At 43.3% G+C, this 18,897-nt stretch carries 20 protein-coding genes; 11 read left to right on the forward strand and 9 right to left on the reverse strand.

Going from position 1 to position 18,897, the window contains the following annotated elements; genetic code table 11:
• Positions 1-9 precede the first annotated feature (9 nt).
• Positions 10-831, reverse strand: coding sequence for a TerC family protein (locus ACEN82_RS22175; RefSeq protein ID WP_413322168.1), 822 nt, complete (start codon positions 829-831; stop codon positions 10-12).
• Positions 832-834: 3 nt separating this feature from the next.
• On the reverse strand, positions 835-1,797 hold the full coding sequence (locus ACEN82_RS22180; RefSeq protein ID WP_413322169.1) for a hypothetical protein: 963 nt from the start codon (positions 1,795-1,797) through the stop codon (positions 835-837).
• A 547-nt stretch (positions 1,798-2,344) separates the two neighbouring features.
• Here ACEN82_RS22180 and ACEN82_RS22185 point away from each other — a divergent pair.
• From ACEN82_RS22185 to ACEN82_RS22195, 3 genes are all read left to right on the forward strand, one after another.
• Positions 2,345-2,926, forward strand: coding sequence for an RNA polymerase sigma factor (locus tag ACEN82_RS22185; protein ID WP_413322170.1), 582 nt, complete (start codon positions 2,345-2,347; stop codon positions 2,924-2,926).
• Complete coding sequence (locus ACEN82_RS22190; RefSeq protein ID WP_413322171.1) at positions 2,923-3,429, forward strand: anti-sigma factor; 507 nt, start codon at positions 2,923-2,925, stop codon at positions 3,427-3,429. Before ACEN82_RS22185 ends, ACEN82_RS22190 begins: the two co-directional genes overlap by 4 nt.
• 364 nt (positions 3,430-3,793) lie before the next feature.
• Entirely contained in the window at positions 3,794-3,976 is a 183-nt protein-coding gene (locus ACEN82_RS22195) for a LytTR family transcriptional regulator DNA-binding domain-containing protein (protein WP_413322172.1), read from the forward strand.
• Positions 3,977-4,134: 158 nt separating this feature from the next.
• On the opposite strand, the gene ACEN82_RS22200 is transcribed toward ACEN82_RS22195, so the two are convergent.
• The 4 genes from ACEN82_RS22200 to ACEN82_RS22215 form a co-directional block, all read right to left on the reverse strand.
• Entirely contained in the window at positions 4,135-5,031 is an 897-nt protein-coding gene (locus ACEN82_RS22200; protein WP_413322173.1) for an SDR family oxidoreductase, read from the reverse strand.
• A 75-nt stretch (positions 5,032-5,106) separates the two neighbouring features.
• Positions 5,107-5,685 carry a Crp/Fnr family transcriptional regulator gene (locus tag ACEN82_RS22205; RefSeq protein WP_413322174.1) on the reverse strand — a complete coding sequence of 193 codons (579 nt, stop codon included), beginning with the start codon at positions 5,683-5,685 and terminating at the stop codon, positions 5,107-5,109.
• Between the two features lie 140 nt (positions 5,686-5,825).
• Positions 5,826-6,647, reverse strand: a complete 822-nt coding sequence (locus tag ACEN82_RS22210; protein WP_413322175.1) for an alpha/beta fold hydrolase — start codon at positions 6,645-6,647, stop codon at positions 5,826-5,828.
• 329 nt (positions 6,648-6,976) lie between these two features.
• Complete coding sequence (locus ACEN82_RS22215) at positions 6,977-7,852, reverse strand: winged helix-turn-helix domain-containing protein (protein WP_413322176.1); 876 nt, start codon at positions 7,850-7,852, stop codon at positions 6,977-6,979.
• Between the two features lie 124 nt (positions 7,853-7,976).
• On the opposite strand from ACEN82_RS22215, the gene ACEN82_RS22220 reads away from it, so the two are divergent.
• Positions 7,977-8,582 carry a YceI family protein gene (locus tag ACEN82_RS22220; RefSeq protein WP_413322177.1) on the forward strand — a complete coding sequence of 202 codons (606 nt, stop codon included), beginning with the start codon at positions 7,977-7,979 and terminating at the stop codon, positions 8,580-8,582.
• 89 nt (positions 8,583-8,671) lie between these two features.
• On the opposite strand, the gene ACEN82_RS22225 is transcribed toward ACEN82_RS22220, so the two are convergent.
• From ACEN82_RS22225 to ACEN82_RS22235, 3 genes are all read right to left on the reverse strand, one after another.
• The gene (locus ACEN82_RS22225; RefSeq protein ID WP_413322178.1) at positions 8,672-9,172 is read right to left on the reverse strand and encodes an RICIN domain-containing protein; all 501 of its coding nucleotides are present in this window, start codon (positions 9,170-9,172) and stop codon (positions 8,672-8,674) included.
• A gap of 615 nt (positions 9,173-9,787) precedes the next feature.
• Positions 9,788-11,059 carry a DUF1501 domain-containing protein gene (locus ACEN82_RS22230; RefSeq protein ID WP_413322179.1) on the reverse strand — a complete coding sequence of 424 codons (1,272 nt, stop codon included), beginning with the start codon at positions 11,057-11,059 and terminating at the stop codon, positions 9,788-9,790.
• Between the two features lie 19 nt (positions 11,060-11,078).
• The gene (locus ACEN82_RS22235) at positions 11,079-13,022 is read right to left on the reverse strand and encodes a DUF1800 domain-containing protein (protein ID WP_413322180.1); all 1,944 of its coding nucleotides are present in this window, start codon (positions 13,020-13,022) and stop codon (positions 11,079-11,081) included.
• A 163-nt stretch (positions 13,023-13,185) separates the two neighbouring features.
• Between ACEN82_RS22235 and ACEN82_RS22240 the strand changes: the two genes are divergently transcribed.
• The 7 genes from ACEN82_RS22240 to ACEN82_RS22270 all read left to right on the forward strand — a co-directional run bounded on the left by ACEN82_RS22240 (position 13,186) and on the right by ACEN82_RS22270 (position 18,868).
• Positions 13,186-13,554, forward strand: a complete 369-nt coding sequence (locus ACEN82_RS22240) for a hypothetical protein (RefSeq protein WP_413322181.1) — start codon at positions 13,186-13,188, stop codon at positions 13,552-13,554.
• A gap of 142 nt (positions 13,555-13,696) precedes the next feature.
• Positions 13,697-14,164, forward strand: coding sequence for a response regulator transcription factor (locus tag ACEN82_RS22245; protein ID WP_413322182.1), 468 nt, complete (start codon positions 13,697-13,699; stop codon positions 14,162-14,164).
• A gap of 111 nt (positions 14,165-14,275) precedes the next feature.
• A complete protein-coding gene (locus tag ACEN82_RS22250; protein WP_413322183.1) occupies positions 14,276-14,815 on the forward strand; it encodes a DUF4199 domain-containing protein in 540 nt (179 codons plus the stop codon).
• Positions 14,816-15,296: 481 nt separating this feature from the next.
• Positions 15,297-16,337, forward strand: a complete 1,041-nt coding sequence (locus ACEN82_RS22255) for an IS110 family RNA-guided transposase (RefSeq protein ID WP_413323217.1) — start codon at positions 15,297-15,299, stop codon at positions 16,335-16,337.
• A 223-nt stretch (positions 16,338-16,560) separates the two neighbouring features.
• A complete protein-coding gene (locus ACEN82_RS22260) occupies positions 16,561-17,460 on the forward strand; it encodes a LysR substrate-binding domain-containing protein (RefSeq protein WP_354484384.1) in 900 nt (299 codons plus the stop codon).
• A gap of 77 nt (positions 17,461-17,537) precedes the next feature.
• Positions 17,538-18,548 (forward strand): NAD(P)/FAD-dependent oxidoreductase, encoded by a 1,011-nt coding sequence (locus ACEN82_RS22265; protein ID WP_413322904.1) that lies wholly within the window; start codon positions 17,538-17,540, stop codon positions 18,546-18,548.
• A 2-nt stretch (positions 18,549-18,550) separates the two neighbouring features.
• Positions 18,551-18,868 (forward strand): 2Fe-2S iron-sulfur cluster-binding protein, encoded by a 318-nt coding sequence (locus tag ACEN82_RS22270; protein WP_413322903.1) that lies wholly within the window; start codon positions 18,551-18,553, stop codon positions 18,866-18,868.
• The last annotated feature ends 29 nt before the right edge of the window (positions 18,869-18,897 follow it).

Consider the following 18,897-nt stretch of genomic DNA (forward strand, 5'->3'; position numbering starts at 1 on the left):
CCAACTGAACTACTGTTTATCCAGCACATCCTCTGCCGCTTCCGCAACTTCTGGTTCAATAGTGTGTCTTTTTGGGAAGTTGAACAGCAATGACGTAAGTACAGGGATAATAAATAAAGCCACAGTAAACACCGAAGTGAAAATATCGGCGCTTTCTCCTTCCATCAATTTTGAAAATCCCGCTTCAGGGTAAAAGTGGACGTATAATGATGAGGCCAGTTTAATGCCCAGCACGCCAATCACTATAAATGCCACTGTTTCCAGGAAGGTAAATTTCTCCATCAGTTTCACAAAAGCCTGGGCAACAAATCGCATAGCCAGGATCCCGATAAACACGCCAATATAAATTAACATCTTATGGTCGGTAAAAGCAACCGCCGCAAAAACGTTATCAATAGAGAAGGCAAGATCCATCAGCTCCACTAAAGCTATGGTTGCCCACAAATTACCTATCAAACCAACGGTTGAGCGGTAAAGCCAGTTCTTGTTTTTATCAACCGTTTCCTCTTCAGCATCGCCGTCGGCCTTTTTCAGTTTGCCTTTAAAATAATTGAAGCTCAGGTATATCAAATAAATGCCTCCAAGTGGTTTCAGCCACCAAACAGATACCAGCCATGCCGCTAAAAACAAACAAACACCCCGTAAAACATATGCACCTATAATACCATAACGTAGTGCTTTTTTACGCTGATGCGGAGGCAGGTCAAGTACCATAGTAGCCAGTACGGCGGCATTATCAACGGAGAGCAGGCTCTCAATAACAATCAGGTTTAGGACAATCAATAGGCCGGCCTTAAGGTCGGGGCCAAGCAGGTAATGTAAAAACTCCATAAATTATATAATATCGGTATTAAGCATTGCTTTTAAAATATTGGCCTGCACATCCACGTCGCTCAGGCTTTGTAAAAAGTTGATGTCGGCTATTTTTTTGTAGTTTTCGGCTAATAGGCTTTTTATTTCGGGCGGCATGTAAGCTTTCATGGTAACTACATCGCTTTGCAGCTTATCAATTTTGTCCTGCAGCTCATGCATCAGTTTTTCCCTTTTTGACAGATTGTTATTATGCTCGATGCCCGAAAGCTTTGTAACATCGCAAAATAGGAATAAATTATTGGCAGGCGAAAATAAAAAGTGCCTGTCTTCATCCATAAATTTATACACTTCCAGTATCAGGTTACCGGCCTTTAACCCACAGTAAAACTCTGTACGGAACTCGCGTTTTAACAATACCCCCATCAGCTTACGCTGAATAGTAGCGTAGTTATTATGATAGGTATCATTATAGTTATGTTGCACAAGTTCATTATACAGCTCTGGAGTTATGTTATAAAAAAAATCGGAACCGTAGCGCAGGCTGAAGGCATTGATATTTTTGGAGAAAGGATAATCGGTTGAGTTATCTGAAAGTACCTGGTAAAGCTTCCGCAACGAAAGGTTTACTTTCAGCGCCTGCCTTTGCCTGTCAATCTTGAAATCCTGCTCGGTGAGCACATTGTCGTCCATCTTATCAACCATCTCCCGGGTAAGCTGGATCTCGTCGAGCACAAGGCTGACATTGTTCTCGTTGTTCTTCTTGATCTTGCGGAGCAGGTCGACCAGACTGGTGGTAAATTGCACATGAAAAAGTTCCAGCTTGTTGATATCGATTTCGGGATTAGTTTCAAAAAGCTTGTGGATAACCTGTGTGCGCAGATAGATCTTGTAAATGAGCTCGTCTTCAAAAAATACCGACAGCAGTTGAAGCTTGCTGAGCATCCTGTTTGAGCTATTTAAAATATTTAGCCTGTTTTCATCCATCAACGTACAATATCCCTTTTATAAATGTAAAAATACAAAATTATGAGATTGAATGTTGGGGCGTATGTTACGAATAAAGGGAGCATATTGGGATTATTGAGTTTAAACAACAGAATCTAAATTGAACCCCAATTTGCGTTAGGGATTGAAGCGGATACAGGCCTGGGGCGTAATGCCTGCAGGCGTATGAGCGTAAAGCCCGGCCGCAGGCAACGCTATGATTGATTTCGGAGTTGGGATTTTCAAATTCGGATTTCTTTTAATATCATACCTGAGCTAAATGAACTAAGGATTTTTTATTGGTTTAGCATTCGGTCAATTATCAAATTCTGATTCAGACAATGGCGTTGCCTCCGGCCCGGGCTTTTCGTTGCAAGTCCTCGCCTTTCCTACCCGCAACCTCTCTACGCGCTCCGGGCTTTACATTCCAATCCCTAACGCGCCCTACGCGCAATCCCCTAATACCATATCTATTCCCATCAAAATAAATTATATTTACATAAAGGTGTAACCTGGTCTGTAAAAGTGTGGTCACAGGGGTTATATAATGCAGAGCAAGCTTTCAGATATCGAACTTATTGAGCAAACCCTGGCTGGTAACCAGTTCGCGTACGCTGATTTGGTTAAGCGGCACCAGCGTTTTGTTTTTACGCTGGCCCTGCGTTTTGCAAAAGGCCGGGAAGATGCCGAAGAGATTGCGCAGGATTGTTTTGTGAAAGCGTACCGCTCGCTGGCTTCGTTCCAGGGGCAGTCAAAATTCAGTACCTGGCTGTATAGTATAGTTTATACTACAGCTATGACATTTTTAAGAAAAAAACGGGTGGATACCGATTCGATTGATGATGAAGGTACATTGGTACTGGTTGAGAGCCATGAATCGGCATATGATACCAACAACGCAGAAAACAAATCGCGGTCATATTACCTGAACCAGGCAATTGAGCAATTACTGCCCGATGATGCCACTATTATTACCCTTTTTTATAAGGGGGAGCAATCGTTAGAAGAAATTGCCCAAACAATGGGTATTGAAACAAATACCGTTAAGGTTAAACTATTTAGGGCACGCCAGCGTTTGAAAGAGAAGCTGGAGCGCAATTTAAAACACGAGGTGAAAGAACTGATATGAACACCATCGAAGAAAAACTTTGGAACTATATTGATGGTACCTGCACACCGGCTGAGCAGGAAGCCATTTCCCGGCTTATTGAGGAAGACGAGCTGTACAAACAAAAGTACACAGAGCTGCTTGTGCTAAACCAGGAGTTTGCCGGCCTGGAACTTGATGAACCATCAATGGCCTTTACCTATAATGTAATGGAGGCTATCAGGGCAGATCAGGCACTGGCACCTCTAAAATCAACTATAAATAAAAAGATTATACTGGGTATTGCGGCCTTTTTTGTGCTAAGCATATTGGCCCTGCTGGCAATCACCCTTTCAAATGTCCAAATTTCAGGAAATCCGTTCAGTGTTGTAAACATTAAACTACCTGCAGATTTAAAATTGCCTGCAGCCAACGCCATTTTCAATAGCGCTTTCATGAAAAGTTTTTTCGTGTTTGATGTAATTTTGGCGCTATTTTTAACTGACAGTTATCTGCGTAGAAAAAAAGCTGCAAAAGAGACATAAAGTGTTCACTTTTCTGTATGCCAATAAAAATCACGGTGTCTTTTTGACACTTAGTTACACACTTTTTGTAAAGTAAATTCCCTTTTAACCTATTGTTAATGTATCAACAAGGATACATTAACAAAAAATTTAAAAAGTTTCGGGTTTTGGCACAGTGATTGTAATAACAACAGCGAACTGGTAAACTTACCGGTTTAATTGTGATAAGGTTTAGGTTGAAAGTCTCCCGACGCAAGGTTGGGAGGCTTTTATTTTTTAAAGGCGATCCTTCCCTTAAACCAATAACAAATTCCATTTAAAATTTCCCCGAATAGGAATACCGGGTTATAAAAATTGATTTGAGCGCCATCGGTTATATGAAAGCATGGAAAATTATATCCGGATCCATTTAACCAATGACAAGCCCATACTTACGCTAATGCCATTAAAAGAGGTATTGAAAAAGCTGCCTTCTGCAAAATTTCGGCGCATTCACCACAGGTATATTGTTCCGGTAGGTAAAATAAAATCCTTACAAAATCGTAAAGTGCAATTAGGCAAGTATTGAATTGCCGGTGAGCGGTGCCTACTATGAAGTTATCCTTGGTTTGGTTACTTAAGCTTGGTTTTTTTAATACTCATTACCCAATAACTAAAGGACAGAAGCCATCGCAAAAGTATAAGACGGCTTCTGTTCTTTGAGTAAACTTAAAGTTTTGGTCAATGTTATTGCTGGAAATAACCGGCAGTTCCCATATCAGCAATTAACCCGACAGCTTTAGGCTGCCAATTTAGGGCCGCGCGTGTTTTTTCGCTGGATGAGGGGCAACCCAATGAGGCAAAGTGCAAAAACCAGCCAAAATGTGCCGCCGCTCCATCACCTGTTTTGCTCAGTACAGGCAAATGCAGACCCTGACCTATTGTTTCGGCAATTTCGCGAAATGCGATACCTTGTTCGGCTACGGCGTGAAACACACGAAGCTCAGGTTGCTTTTCTATAATCAGGCGATATAGAACTGCGGCGTCTGAACGGTGAACGGCAGGCCAGCGATTGCTCCCTTCAGCTATATAGACCGATTCTCCTTTTTCCCGGGCCATATTAATGATCATCGGTACAAAACCATGGTCGCCCTCACCATGCACACTCGGCGACAGGCGCACCGTATAAACTTTTACACCTTTTGCCGCGGCAGCCGCGGCGGCCTCCTCTGAAGCTACGCGCGGAATAACATCTGATCCTGCAGGCGGCGCGTCATCTTCTGTAACCAGCCGGCCATAATTCAAAAGCCCTACTCCGGAGGTAATAACTAAGGGTTTGTTTGTTCCGGCCAATGCATCGCCCAGGGCTTCAATTACCTTCCTGTCGGCTTCACAATTGGCCTTAAACTGTGAAAAATCATGGTTAAAGGCCGTATGGATTACAGCATCGCACGCGGCGGCGCCTTGCTGAATAAGTTCCAGGTCGTTGACGTCGCCACGGTATACTTCGGCACCGGTTGATGCCAATTGTTCAGCGCCTTTATCTGAACGGACAAGGCCAAGTACCTCATGGCCTGCCCCTAAAAGTTCTTTTACTATTGCTGAGCCTACAAATCCTGAGGCCCCGGTTACAAATACACGCATAAGTCAATGATTTTATTTGATCCAAAATTCTCCAATAAAATCCTGCTAAAGATGGTCAGCTGACCATAATTTAAATTAGCGCTGAAGCTGCGCGTGACGGATACGGGTAAGGGTTTTTATGGAGATGCCCAAATAAGCTGCAATCATACGCAGGGGCAAACGAGCCAGGTAGTCCGGGAAGGTTTGGATAAAATCTTCATACTTTTCCTCGGGCGTTGCGCTTAATGAAATCAGGATCCGCTTCCGGCTGTAGTGGATATTACGGGCAATAAGGCCTTCGGCAAATTTTTTTAGTTGCGGCACCTCCGCCAGCAACATATCGAAATCCTTTTTTTGCCAGCAGAGTATCGTGCTGGGTTCTACTGCTCCTATGCTTACTTGCGAGGGTATCTGCCGGTCATAACTTTCAACATCAAGCGTCCAGCTGTTTTCCGGCGCAAATTGCAGAATGTGCTGATTGCCCCCGGCAGAAATATTGAAGGTGTACAGCAGCCCGCTTACAACAAATACCTTGTGCCGGCAAATTTCGCCTGCGCTAAAAAGGAGCTCATTACGGCGCAATTTTCTTGCTACTGCCAGATTACTGATCTTGCGGACCGCCTCCTCAGCCAGGTCGCTCCTTCGCAGATATGTTTCAAATTCCGGATGCATCATCCAAAAATAATAAACATTTCAACAGCAAGTTTTCAGATGTATATAAAATGAGATTCGGATAGATTATTGATATGTCAATACAAACAAAAAGGCCGTCTCAAAAGAGGCGGCCTTATGCAATACAGTAATTGATGAAAAAATTATTCTTTAATAAAAGCTAAAAGATCCTTGTTGATGGTTGCAGCCTCGGTAGTAGGCATACCATGCGGGAAACCCGGATAGGAGATCAATTTACCATTTTTCAAGTGCTTTATAGACTTTAGCGCCGAGTTTGCAAACGGAACGATCTGGTCATCTTCCCCGTGTAAAACAAGTACGGGAATATCTACACTTTTAAGGTCTTCTGTAAAATCTGTTTCCGAAAAAGCTTTAACACAGTCGTAATGTGCTTTTATACCGCCCATCATACCCTGGCGCCACCAGTTGTCCCTGATACCCTGTGAAACTTTAGCGCCTTCGCGATTGTAGCCGTAAAACGGAATAGTCAGGTCCTGGTAAAATTGATTCCTTTGGGTTGCAGTATTTTCGCGGATCTCGTCAAATACTGCAATCGGAACACCATCAGGATTGCTTTCGCTTTGAACCATAACCGGAGGAACCGCGCTGATCAGCACAGCTTTGGCGATACGTCCTTTTCCATATTTTGCAGCGTAGTGGATAACCTCTCCGCCACCTGTAGAGTGACCGATGTGGATTGCACCCTTCAGGTCAAGCGCCTCAACAAGCTCGGCAACGTCAGCTGCATAAGTATCCATTTCATTGCCTGTTGCGGTTTGGCTTGAACGTCCGTGGCCGCGGCGGTCATGGGCTATCACCCTATAACCTTGTTCAAGGAAAAAGAACATCTGGGCATCCCAGTCATCGGCAGATAGAGGCCAGCCGTGATGGAAAACTAATGGTTGTCCGGTTCCCCAGTCCTTGTAATAAATTTCGGTTCCGTCTTTTACTGTAATTTTACTCATTTTGTTTTTCAATTATGGTGATTAATAAAGCGCTGAAGATGCAGGGCGTTTTTAGCAAATGATTATCAATGTAATGCCTTTAGGCTTTTCTTTTGATGTTTATTATATCCGCAAGTAAAGCTGGCCGGCATCCAAAAATAGTGAATTAAGGAAGAGCCTTTCAAAATCGTATCGAAATTTACCTGGATGCGATAAATCGGCTATTTTTTTGACGGAAAGCTTAACAATGTTTATCGTTGCTAAAAATCATTTATAAAAAACACGTTATAGTATTTAGACAGTGTATTATCGGTACAGATATACAGCGAAGCTTATAGTTACAAAAGTAATTACCCGTTGATTTCCAGCTTATATCCCTTGCCGTGTATATTCACCAGTTTAATAGCCGGATCATGCTCCAGTTTTTTTCGCAGTTTTGATATGAACATGTCAAGGCTCCGGCCAACAATTACGCCCTCATCCTCCCAAATCTCTTTTTGAAGCCTGCTCCTTTCAATGATCTCATTTGGCGACCGGGCAAAGATGAGCAGCAGTTTATTTTCTTTTAAGGTAAGTTCGGTAATTATTCCGGCACTTTGCAGCTGCCGCCTGGCTGGGTTAAATATTATATTACCCATTTTAAAACCATGCTCCGCGGCAGGGCTGTTTAAAACTGCATTTTTCCGGCTTTTACCCGACATTGAAATTATAAGCCCGATAAATGCCAATAAAGGTATCCCGCCAATTAAATATCTTTTTTGAGGTGCACTCCATCCCTGGCTTTTGAATTTGAGGTTGATCACATAGCAGCTTTTAGGTTGTTTCCGCCCCGAGCAGGGCATTATGTTATCTTTTCTATTTTTGAATATAGCATAGCCAAATATCACATCCTTCCCTGTACAATTCAAAACGCTCACAATATAGTCGTTAGCCAGGTTGTCTTTTGCCAGCGCGCTGCTGATTGCTTTTTCGAGCGAATCGGGCTGAAAAGAAAATTCATTCTCAAACCGTAACTCGTACTCATTTTCAGCAACCTTTTGCACCGGCATCACCCGCGATGTACTATCCCCCGAATATAATAGCACCTCATGCCCAATTTTCCGGAGCAGAATTTCCTGCCGGGCCATATCAAAGTCGTCCTTACCGGTAAAGCTGAAAGCAACACATAAAAGGGTCATGAGCAGCAGGGAACCAAGCCCCATCAAGCGTTTGGTTGTCTTATTCATTAGTAGTTTGGAACCGGCCATATTCCCGGAGATTTAATTTACAAAGTTTACAATTTTATTTACAATATCGGCAATAACAAACGCACTGAAGCTGAGTAGGTTTGCCAAATAAATCACTTATGTTATGTTACGAAAATACGCGATTATCCTGTGGCTGTCCATGGCCTTGATCCCAGCCGCTGCACAGCAAACCTACCATTTAGATATTAAAAAAAGCAAAGTTTTATGGGACACCCGCAAAACTATGGGCGGCCATTACGGCTATCTGCTTTTTAAATCGGGCAGCCTGGAGTATACGGCTGGCGGCGAACCAAAAAACGGCACCTTTAGCCTGAATATGAATACCATGCACAGTACCGATCATGCCGATGCGGCCGGGAATAAAAAGGTAGATGAAGAGTTGAAAAAAGAAGGCTTTTTTGCAGTAGACCGGTACCCGGAAGCAACTATGGTTGTTAAAGAAATTACGCGCGTAGGCCAGTCAATCAACTTTAAAGTGATCGGCATCCTTACCATAAAAGGGATCAGCAACCCCATTGAATTTATGGCAGCTATCATTAAAAAGAACGATATCATCAGCGCTAAGGCAAATACCACAATTGACCGTATCAAGTGGAAAATCGATATGCAGCCCAGGCGGGAAGCATGGGATTTCTTTTCGGCCGTAAAAAACACAGTTGTTACCGACGAGATAGCAGTTTCGTTGAATCTTATATTTACGGCCGATTAACGCACTGTTGTGGGCAGATACCGTTGCGTAATCCTATTTCAGGCCCGGTTGTAATATTACCGGTTAGCATACCATCTTCAGATAGTGAATCACATAGTAGGCGATTGTTCGTAAATATCCCAATACTGGTCTTTTGTATTTGTCTTTTTAGCTAAAACTATCTGTGAGTTAACTGCCCCCTTTTTATCAGATGGCGTAATGTATAAGTTCGTCCCTTTCAATTTGATCATGTAAGTATCATGATCTATCGCCTCAAATTCATATTGCTGAATGGCGCTGTTCGCGTTAAGCGGTTGTTCCTCTAAAACTACGTTTACATCAGCATCGCCCTTAGGCTGGAATGTTTTATTGGTAAGCAAATTCTGAAGCTGATAGGTATTCCCTGCAACATGTTTAAAATTCCAGGTCATGCATTTCCAGTTTTCGGGATAGTAAGCCACCAGTGGGGTACCATTTTCTGAATGTGCGTCTTTAACCCGTAACAGCATCCCGGTTTTCTCATTTTTAATAGCATAGCTCCCCTTAATTTGTTGGGCCGAAACCGCGAGGCAAGGTAACAGGAAGCATAACAGCCAGACAAATTTTTTCATAGGTATATCGATTTAAACAAATTTAGATACAAACTATAAACAGCTGTTATCAAAATTGATTCAGTTTTTAGTCGATATGTATCAAAGCGGTAGATGTGTTGCATGCGAATTGATTGTAACAAATGTGGTGTCCCCAAATTTTAATTCCCCATAAAAAATTGGAAAAACACCCAGGCCTTTTTTTCTGAAACAACATCATGTTCCAAATTTTAAGAGTGAAACACGAAACACATTAAAACACCACATGCGCTGATAATCAACGCCTTATCGCTTTTAGTGAAACATAGACAAATAACTGACAATCAATGATTAAAACTTTAGGGAATACAAAGTTAATGTTTCAACAGTGCTTTTTCGAAGGCTTTTATGCTACTGATTTTTTGATATTTTTTGAGCAAAAATAAACCTGGAAGGTTTTGGAAAAAAAGTACTGACAAAACAGCGCCACCATTTTTTATAGCTAAAAGTTGTTGCTTTCGCAGGCAAAATGCTTTGCCCGGTTTTAGGCCGATTTACGTTATCGCACAACTTGGGCCAGTGAATGAGCTGAAGTTAGAAACTTCAGGGATATTCAATCGTGGGTTAGGCTATCGCTAAAACCGCGGCAGCCCGCTTTTATCCCTTCATTACATTCGCCCTATCCCCTTTCCAGTCGGGAAACAGTATATGATCATTATTTATCGCAAGATGCTTATCCGCTACTGAGCTGAACACGCTCCTGAAATCGGTAGTTACGGCAAGGTCGCGGCCATCTTCAAGGTTTTCAACGGCGAGCGGCTTTACATCGCCATACACTAAACCGCCGCTTACATCATTACCTAAAATAAAGTTACATGAAGCGCGGCCATGATCGGTACCGCCAGTCCCGTTTTGATGCACGGTACGGCCAAACTCGGTCATGGTCATTATGGTAACATCGTCCTGGTAGGTGCCCAGGTCGGTCCACAGCGCCATTATACTGTTGCTTAGGTCGGCAACATTACGGGCAAAGATGCCGTTTTCGGTTCCCTGGTTAAAGTGGGTATCCCAACCGTTTGATTCGGCAAAGGCAACTTCCAGCCCCACATCCATTTTAATGAGTTGGGCTATTTGTTTCAACGAATTGCCCAATGCCGAGCTGGGGTAAACAGCGCCATTGGCCGGTGTATAATTTTTAACATCGGTTTTCTGCAGCATTTTCATCGCCTCAAAACTTTCCTTTCCTGTTTGCTTCAGTAAGCCCGATGCGGTTTGATCATACAGATCTTCAAAACTTTTGGCCGCGATATTGGCTCCGGCAGGGTTGCCCCGCAATTGAATGGCAAAATCCTGGAGATTGCTGATGGCCACCGAGGGATTGTCGCCATAAAAAGAACGTGGCATGGCCGATGTCATGCTCACGGCCGTAAATGGTGTAAGCGCATCATGCCCAAGCAAACCTACAGCCCGGTTAAGCCAGCCGCTTGAGGTTCCTTTATTGAATGGAGTGCCCGATTCCATATAATCCTGTGCATCAAAATGCGAACGGGTATTATTAGGCGAACCTATGCCGTGAACAATGCCCAAACGTTTTTCGCGAAACAGGGGTTCAAAGGCCTTCATGGCAGGGTGCAAACCAAAACGCCCGTCCAGGTCTATCAGCGGATTACCTGTACCACTTTTGGCAGCCGACATGAACAGGTTTGGCCGGGCAGCTTTCAAATAATCGTCGGTAAAGGGGGTAACAGCCATCAGGCCATCCATAGCTCCCCGCTGAAAGATACATACCAGCGTTTTTTTCTTTTTATAGGGCGATAAGATTTTTTCGCTTGCGGCTGCCTCAGCTAAAAAACCGGGTATGCCGCCCAGTAATCCTACACCTAAAAGGGCCAGTCCGCCCGATTTTAAAAAGCCTCTTCTTGACACCATTTTTAAATCCTCCTGCTATTTAACGCCTTTGATATTCGGGTGAACCAATGATAACGCCAACCACCTGTGCCAGCATAGAATTATTGCCCGAGGTGCTTTGCATCGCTATAAAATTATTTTTCCGTTTGCCTTTTAAACCCGCCTGCTGATCCATCATTTCATCATTGGCAGCTACTGGTACCGCGGTTGCTGCAGGAGTTTTAGCGCTGGCTTCGCCAACCTTTTCCATAAGTTTGGGATCGTTAAGCATGGGGGTAAGCCGTTTGATGGTTTCATCAAGCTTACGGCCAGGCATAATGATTTTACTATAGGTGATAAGTGCGGCCTGTGCGCTTTCGGGTTCGTGATGGTTATTGAGTGCTGCAAGATCAACCTTTACACCCGGGATCCGGCCCGATGCCAACGCCAAACCAAAATTCATACGGTTAAGCAGTGCGCCGGTATTGATCCAGTATTGGCCTTTATCGGGGAAGCCCGTTGGGGCCTGGTAATAGTACATCTTTTCGCCCATTTTATTGATCCAGTTAAACAACTGGTAAGGCTGGGTAATATCGGCATGCAATGAACGTACCGAGCCTATGGCCAGTTCAAAAGGCGATTTTGTTTTTTCCCTTACGGCTGCCGCGCTCCAAAATTCAGGCGCATCAACCATGGTGATCAGTACCTGTTTAATATCCCCATCCTTATTCATAAAGGTACGGGCCATTTTATCAATAAGGCTCTGCGGCGGGTTATCGCTCACAAAGCGCACAGCTATTTTCTTTGCTATAAATTTCGCCGTAGCTTGTTGATGTGCCAGCATATTAAGCAGTTGCACGCCCTCCTCGTACCCGCCTCCGGCAGCAAAATGATGGCCTAATACCGTCTTTTCGCCGCTATCATGTTTGTTAGGGTTAAACAGAAAATCGCCCTCATGTACAAAACCACGGCTTTGCAGTTTTTCATCCCCAATACGGTTCATGAGTTTTTGGCCTGCTTGTCCGTAAGTGCCCATCGGGTAAACCGACCAGCCGGTAAGTACTTTAGCCGCCTGGGTAACATCCTGCTGGGTATAGCCGCCGTCAACGCCAAGGGTATGCAGTTCCATTACCTCGCGGGCGTAATTTTCATTAAGCCCCTGTGCTTTTTTTGTTTTGTTTAGTTTGGGCATATTGGCAAAACGATCCGTATCCGCACCCTGCATTTGCTGCATCAGCCGGCGGCGGATCGGCCTGTTACCTTGCTCCATATTGTCCTTATTCCCCGAACTGCTAAAATTATCCAGGTAATATAGCATGGCCGGCGATTTGGCAGTGGCCAATAACAAATCATTAAATTTGCCAAGGGCATTAGGGCGGATCACATCGCGCTCATAAGCGGGGATATATTGCGAACAGTCGTTTTTTACTATAGATACATTGAAATGATTGAACCAGAAACTGGTCATTACTTCCTGTAATTGATTATTGCTGTAAGCAGCTCTTAATATTTTTTGGTTGATGAATTGGCGTAACAGTTCCTGCTCGGGCTTTAATCCGTTTTGCTGCATGTAGTTTTGCAACTGATCGCGATAAGCTTTGCGATCTGTTTTTACCGAATCTTTGTTAACTATACCATCCCTTACAGCCATTCGCAAAACCTGCGCGCCTTTGGGGTATTGGGCAACAACTTCTGTATTGCTCAGTTTTAAGGCATCATATTTATTTAACAGTTGATTAAGGGAATCATCCGGGAGTTGGGCATCCAACTGTTGGGCAAACCACTTTTCGGGGCCGATTTTGGATACTTCTTCTACTTCGCCCGGGGTTGCCCCATAAGTAAAACGGCTCAGTAAATGAGCCGCGGCCTGTTCGGGTGTTAAACCCGCCTGCTTATATGGAAATTTTAAACTTGCATTAGGATAGCCCGGCAAAAAGGCAGTAAATACGGGAAACAAACACAACAACATAACAAAGCCACACCAGTACTTAACAGCCTTTTTCATAGTATCCGGGTTATTAAATTAAAAATTTAACTTTTGCATTAGTACGACCATAAAAGAACCCTTTGGTTTAATTTAATTGTCAAAGAAAATTATACACATACCCATTTAAACCAAAACTCATCTATATTGTCAATAAATTAATTATCTGCAAAAACTAAAAAATATGAAAAAACTATTGATGCTACTGGCCCTTGCCTGCGGACTAAACTACGCAGCCAACGCACAAAAAAAGGTTGAAAAAACGCCTGCTCAAAAAGCGGCCAACAAAACCGAACACCTGCAAAAAAACTTAAAACTTACTGCCGACCAGGCAAAAAAAGTCAATGTTATCCTGCTTGCCCAGGCAACAAGTATCGATAGCCTGAAAAAACTGAAACAGGATAAAAAAACCAGTCACCTGGCCGATCAAAAGATTAAACAACGCACCGCCGCCGGCTTAAACAAGATTTTCACCCCCGAACAACAAAAAGCCTATGCAAAATTAAAAGCTGATAAAAAAGCTAAGAAAGACGCGGCTAAAGCTGATGAATAAAAGGAACCATGACTTTCAGAATTAAGGGATTACCCTGATAGATTAAATTTAAGAGCGGGATGTTTTTCCGCTTTTTTGTTTTGTGTGCTTTTCTGGTTATCTTAAATAATCCTAATTTTAAGATCAATCATGTGATCGTAATATGGCTTCAAATTTATTGGCAAAAAACAAACATACCATACTGTACGCGATAGCGCTTGCACTGCTGTTGTTTTTGCTGAAATGGCTTGAGCTTAAACTGATCATTGTTGATAATGCCTATGAAATTTACATGGGTGCCATAGCAGTGTTTTTTACCGTATTAGGAATTTGGCTGGCGCTTAAACTTACCAAACCCAAAACAGTTGTTGTAGAAAAACAGGTTTATGTAAATAACGGACCTGAATTTATCATTAACCAGACAGAGGTGGAAAAGCTTGGCCTCAGCAAACGCGAGCTTGATGTTTTGCAATTAATGGCCGAAGGGTTAAGTAACCAGGAAATTTCAGAGCGCTTATTTGTATCGTTGAATACCATCAAAACACATTCGGCAAAAGTGTTTGAAAAAATGGAGGTTAAACGCCGCACCCAGGCCGTGGAAATGGGGAAGCGGCTCAGCATTATTCCTTAACCCGCTTCATACTTTAGTACTAATGGCAGCATATTTTTCAAAATCACCCTAAAGTATGAGCCCGAAAAGTTTCTGACAAGCCAAATTTGCTCTATCAAAACATAAAACGATATGAAAAAGAATGTATTTGTTTTTGGATCAATCTCCGGCCTCATCATTGCTGCTACCGGAGGAATTTCGGGAGCCATTTGCTATAACAACCCCAACTTTCAGGGCAACATGTGGGTGGGCTATGGCTCCATGTTGCTGGCGTTTTCGCTGATATTTGTAGCCATCAAAAATTACCGTGACAAATACAACGAAGGCATAATTAGTTTCGGCAAAGCTTTTATGATCGGCCTTTACATTGTGTTGATCACCTCAACAGTTTATGTGATTGTGTGGTTAATAGAGTTCTATAACTTTTACCCCGATTTTATGACCAAATACGTCGCCCATGTTTTAAGGGAAGCCAAAGCCCATGGTGCTACGGCTGCCGAACTTAAGCAACAGGAAGCAAGCATGGCCGGTTATGTTAATATGTACAAAAGCCCCTTCGGCGTAATCGTGCTTACTTACATGGAGATACTGCCCGTAGGCCTGGTGATTGCGCTGATAACAGCTTTGATCCTGAAACGCAAGGATGCCAGCCCGCAATTGGCTACGAATTAAATAGATACATTGACCTAACTTTATGTCATTGCTGTAAACGAAGCGTGGCAATCGCACGGAATCATAGTCGCGCTGTATAGTATGCGATTGCCGCGCCGCATAATGACGTGATTGCAAATTATTGATTATAGGTATATTTTAAATCAATTTTATAAAATGGGCGTTGCCTGCGGCCCGGGCTTTCCGTTACAAGTCCTCGCTTTTCCCGCCCGCAATCCCTCTACACGCTGTGGGCTTTACACTGCAATCCCTCCTATGTTTACATCTAATATTATTGTAATGATTTTATGAGTGAAAAGAGTGAGAGCACAGCAATCCCAAACAGCCTTGAGCATGTTGAGCGTTAGATATAGCCTCACTCCTTTACTTTTTTGAGTTTGAACAGAATGTAAGGAATACGACCAGGCAGTATATCCAGGATAACCAACAGGAGGAAAAACGAAGAAAGGTTTTCACTTATAACAGTTAAAAACTTTGATCAATGGCAAGCAGATTATTAAAACAAGTAGTAGGTATTGATGTGGCTCAAAAAGAGCTGGTGGTTTCTATCGGCAAGATGGATGAGCAGGCAGTTATAACAGTTTATGCGAACAAGATTTTTCCAAACAATGAAAAAGGATTTGCAAACCTGGAAGTATGGATAAACAAGCAAAGCATCCCCCAATATCCATTAAGATATGTAATGGAGGCCACAGGTGTATACCACGAGCGCCTTGCTTATTATCTGGCCGGCAAAGGGTATGCTGTAAGTATTGTCATGCCCAACAAGATCTCGAACTTCTTCAAGACACTGGAGATCAAAACAATTACCGATAAATCAATGTCTTTTGCCATAGCCATGTTCGGACTTGAAAAGAAACTGGATAACTGGGTACAACCCAAAAGGGTGTTCAGGACTCTGCGGCAGATAACCCGTGAAAGAGAACAACTTATTGCAGAAAGAACCATGATCAAGAACCAGCTACATGCTGAACAGTCCGAAGCTTTTCCGGGGGAAGATACTATCCGCAGAATGATGGACAGGATAAAGATGATTGGTGAACAACTTAAAGAAATACTTACTGAGATTAGAACAGCTGTAGCACAGGACAAACATTTAAAACAAACACTGGCTACCATTACCACTATTCCTGGAGTCGGCTTATTAACGGCCACTGTGATCATAGCCGAAACAAACGGCTTTGAGCTGATCAGGAGTAAAAAGCAGCTGACCAGTTACGCCGGGCTGGATGTCAGGGAAAAAGAATCCGGCTCATCCGTTAAGGGCAAACCCAAGATATCTAAAAGGGGGAACAAGCATTTACGAAAAGCCATGCACTTACCTGCATTAGCGGCCATAAGACATTCAGAAAGATATAAAGCTATATTTGTCCGGATCGTATCCCGAAATAGCGTGAAAATGAAAGCTACTGTAGCAGTACAAAGAAAATTATTGGAGATGGTATACACTATATACAAAACCAACAAACCATTCGAAAAACACTACCTTCAACAGAATGCACACATATCCGAAAATAGTTAGAGCAGTCGCTTCAATTGAAGGACTGCCCTAAACAGGCTAACATAAAGCTGCCTAAGACTCAAAAATAAAAAATAACTTTTGCATATCAACACAGAATCTAACGCGGCCTTCGCAGAACATCCTTAAAATAAATTCCTTATGTCATAACTATTTTTTTTCAGGTTGCCTTGATGCTTACTCACAATGCCATACCGGATAAACTATTTATTCCTAAATTGGCCCAATGATATTTGATTTCAGGCTGAAGGTTTTTTATACGGTATCACAGCGGTTAAGCTTTACCAAGGCTGCATCCGAACTGTTTATTACCCAGCCAGCGGTCACCAAACATATCAAGGAGTTGGAGCAGCAGCTCAGTGTACAGTTGTTTAAACGAAACGGCAATAATATTTCCCTTACCGCCGCCGGCAAGATCCTTGAAAAATATGCCGAAAAGATTTTCCAAACCTATACCGACCTGGAAACTGAACTGGCACAGCTTAACAACCTGGAAGCCGGTACACTGCACATAGGGGCCAGTACCACCGTGGCGCAAACTATTTTGCCCAAACTGTTGGCTATGTTTAAAAAAACATATCCCAAGGTTACTTTCAATTTTATCCAGGCCAATACCGATCAGATCTCGCAGCTGGTACTGGCCGAAAAAATAGATATTGCCATTGTAGAAGGGGCTGCCCATTCGCCGCAATTATCCTATACCGATTTTATTAAAGATGAAATTGTACTGGTAACCAGTGCTAACAATAAGTTATCCAAAAAGACCGAGATCACTCCCAAACAATTACCCGCTATCCCGTTGGTTTTAAGGGAAGCCGGATCGGGCACCCTGGATGTTATCTTCAATGCCCTGGCCGCCGTGCAGATCAACCCTAAAGACCTGAACATCGAGATTCAACTGGAGAGCAGTATCGCCATAAAACAATACCTTTTATACTCAGAAACAGCGACATTTCTTTCCATTCAATCGGTAGTAAGCGAGTTAAAGTACAACGAGCTCACCATTATTGATGTTAAAGGATTAGAGATTTTCCGCACTTTTCAGTTCATACAATTGCATGGCAAACACAGCAAACTGATAGAGTTATTTAAGCGTTTTTGCCTTGCCAATTATAACTTAAAGTAATCTTATATTACTTTATATCATTTGATTGCCAGTTGGTTTAGCGGCAAATTTGATTGCTGAATCAAAGGCGATCATACATGGAAAAAATTACTACCGATATCTGCATTATAGGCGCGGGACCTGTTGGTTTATTTGCTGTTTTTGAAGCCGGGCTGCTAAAAATGCGCTGCCATCTTATCGATGTGCTGCCACAGGTTGGCGGCCAGCTTTCCGAAATCTATCCGCATAAACCTATTTATGATATTCCCGGTTATCCTGATGTTACCGCACAGCAACTGGTGGATAATTTGATGCTGCAGATAGCCCCGTTTCACCCTACCTTTAGTTTGGGCGAGCGGGTAGAAAACCTGCAACGCAATGATGACGGTTCCTATAACATCATTACTAGCGATGGTACGCTTGTACATTGCCAGGTAGTAGTGATTGCCGGCGGCCTTGGCTGTTTTGAACCCCGCAAACCAGAAATTGACCACCTTACGGATTTTGAGGGAAAAGGCGTAGCCTACATGGTGAAAAATCCCGAACATTTCCGGGATAAAAAAGTGGTGCTTGCAGGTGGCGGCGATTCCGCCCTGGACTGGGCCGTTTTTCTAAGCAATGTAGCCGAGCGGGTTACACTGGTTCATCGGGGGGATACTTTCCGCGGAGCGCCCGATAGTGCCGAAAAGGTATTTGAACTGGCCAGGGAAGGCAAGATCGACCTGATCCTTAAATCAAATGTAGTTGCCTTAACCGGCGATGACCGCTTGCAGGAGATCACCCTGCTTGACCGGGACCAGCAGGTAAGCCATATTGAAGCCGACCACCTCATTCCTTTATTTGGCCTTAGCCCTAAGCTTGGCCCTATTGCCGACTGGGGGTTGAATATCGACAGATCAGCCATCGCGGTAAATACAGTTGATTACAGCACCAATATCGAACGCATTTATGCCATTGGTGATATCAATACCTACCCGGGTAAGCTTAAGCTGATACTCTGCGGTTTTCATGAAAGTGCGTTAATGGCCCAAAGTGCTTTCAAATATGTTTACCCCGAGCAAAAACTGAGTTTTAAATACACCACCGTTTACGGTGTAAGCGCTTTTTAGCCATGATAAATTTAACCATAATTGACCGCGACGGAGGCAGCAGGCCCATTGAAATTCCGGAAGGCATAAACCTGAGCCTGATGGAAGTACTGAAGGCATCTGAGTACGATATACTGGCCACCTGCGGTGGTATGGCGCTTTGTGCCACCTGTCACGTACAGGTGATAGAAGGTCCCGAGGAATATTTTATCGCGACAGATACCGAGCTCGACGTATTGGATACGCTGCCCTACGCTCCACCTGCAAGCAGACTGGCTTGCCAGATCAGGATCTCCGAAGATATGGATGGGATGGTATTTAAGCTGGTGGGAGAGGAATAAGCCGAAAGTCCCGAGTTCTAAGTCTTGAG

Source organism: Mucilaginibacter sp. Mucisp73 (assembly GCF_059491465.1).

Coding starts and splice junctions, on each gene's coding strand:
- ACEN82_RS22175 (WP_413322168.1), bottom strand. CDS start 831: ATGGAGTTTTTACATTACCTGCTTGGCCCCGACCTTAAGGCCGGCCTA.
- ACEN82_RS22180 (WP_413322169.1), bottom strand. CDS start 1,797: ATGGATGAAAACAGGCTAAATATTTTAAATAGCTCAAACAGGATGCTC.
- ACEN82_RS22185 (WP_413322170.1), top strand. CDS start 2,345: ATGCAGAGCAAGCTTTCAGATATCGAACTTATTGAGCAAACCCTGGCT.
- ACEN82_RS22190 (WP_413322171.1), top strand. CDS start 2,923: ATGAACACCATCGAAGAAAAACTTTGGAACTATATTGATGGTACCTGC.
- ACEN82_RS22195 (WP_413322172.1), top strand. CDS start 3,794: ATGGAAAATTATATCCGGATCCATTTAACCAATGACAAGCCCATACTT.
- ACEN82_RS22200 (WP_413322173.1), bottom strand. CDS start 5,031: ATGCGTGTATTTGTAACCGGGGCCTCAGGATTTGTAGGCTCAGCAATA.
- ACEN82_RS22205 (WP_413322174.1), bottom strand. CDS start 5,685: ATGATGCATCCGGAATTTGAAACATATCTGCGAAGGAGCGACCTGGCT.
- ACEN82_RS22210 (WP_413322175.1), bottom strand. CDS start 6,647: ATGAGTAAAATTACAGTAAAAGACGGAACCGAAATTTATTACAAGGAC.
- ACEN82_RS22215 (WP_413322176.1), bottom strand. CDS start 7,852: ATGAATAAGACAACCAAACGCTTGATGGGGCTTGGTTCCCTGCTGCTC.
- ACEN82_RS22220 (WP_413322177.1), top strand. CDS start 7,977: ATGTTACGAAAATACGCGATTATCCTGTGGCTGTCCATGGCCTTGATC.
- ACEN82_RS22225 (WP_413322178.1), bottom strand. CDS start 9,172: ATGAAAAAATTTGTCTGGCTGTTATGCTTCCTGTTACCTTGCCTCGCG.
- ACEN82_RS22230 (WP_413322179.1), bottom strand. CDS start 11,059: ATGGTGTCAAGAAGAGGCTTTTTAAAATCGGGCGGACTGGCCCTTTTA.
- ACEN82_RS22235 (WP_413322180.1), bottom strand. CDS start 13,022: ATGAAAAAGGCTGTTAAGTACTGGTGTGGCTTTGTTATGTTGTTGTGT.
- ACEN82_RS22240 (WP_413322181.1), top strand. CDS start 13,186: ATGAAAAAACTATTGATGCTACTGGCCCTTGCCTGCGGACTAAACTAC.
- ACEN82_RS22245 (WP_413322182.1), top strand. CDS start 13,697: ATGGCTTCAAATTTATTGGCAAAAAACAAACATACCATACTGTACGCG.
- ACEN82_RS22250 (WP_413322183.1), top strand. CDS start 14,276: ATGAAAAAGAATGTATTTGTTTTTGGATCAATCTCCGGCCTCATCATT.
- ACEN82_RS22255 (WP_413323217.1), top strand. CDS start 15,297: ATGGCAAGCAGATTATTAAAACAAGTAGTAGGTATTGATGTGGCTCAA.
- ACEN82_RS22260 (WP_354484384.1), top strand. CDS start 16,561: ATGATATTTGATTTCAGGCTGAAGGTTTTTTATACGGTATCACAGCGG.
- ACEN82_RS22265 (WP_413322904.1), top strand. CDS start 17,538: ATGGAAAAAATTACTACCGATATCTGCATTATAGGCGCGGGACCTGTT.
- ACEN82_RS22270 (WP_413322903.1), top strand. CDS start 18,551: ATGATAAATTTAACCATAATTGACCGCGACGGAGGCAGCAGGCCCATT.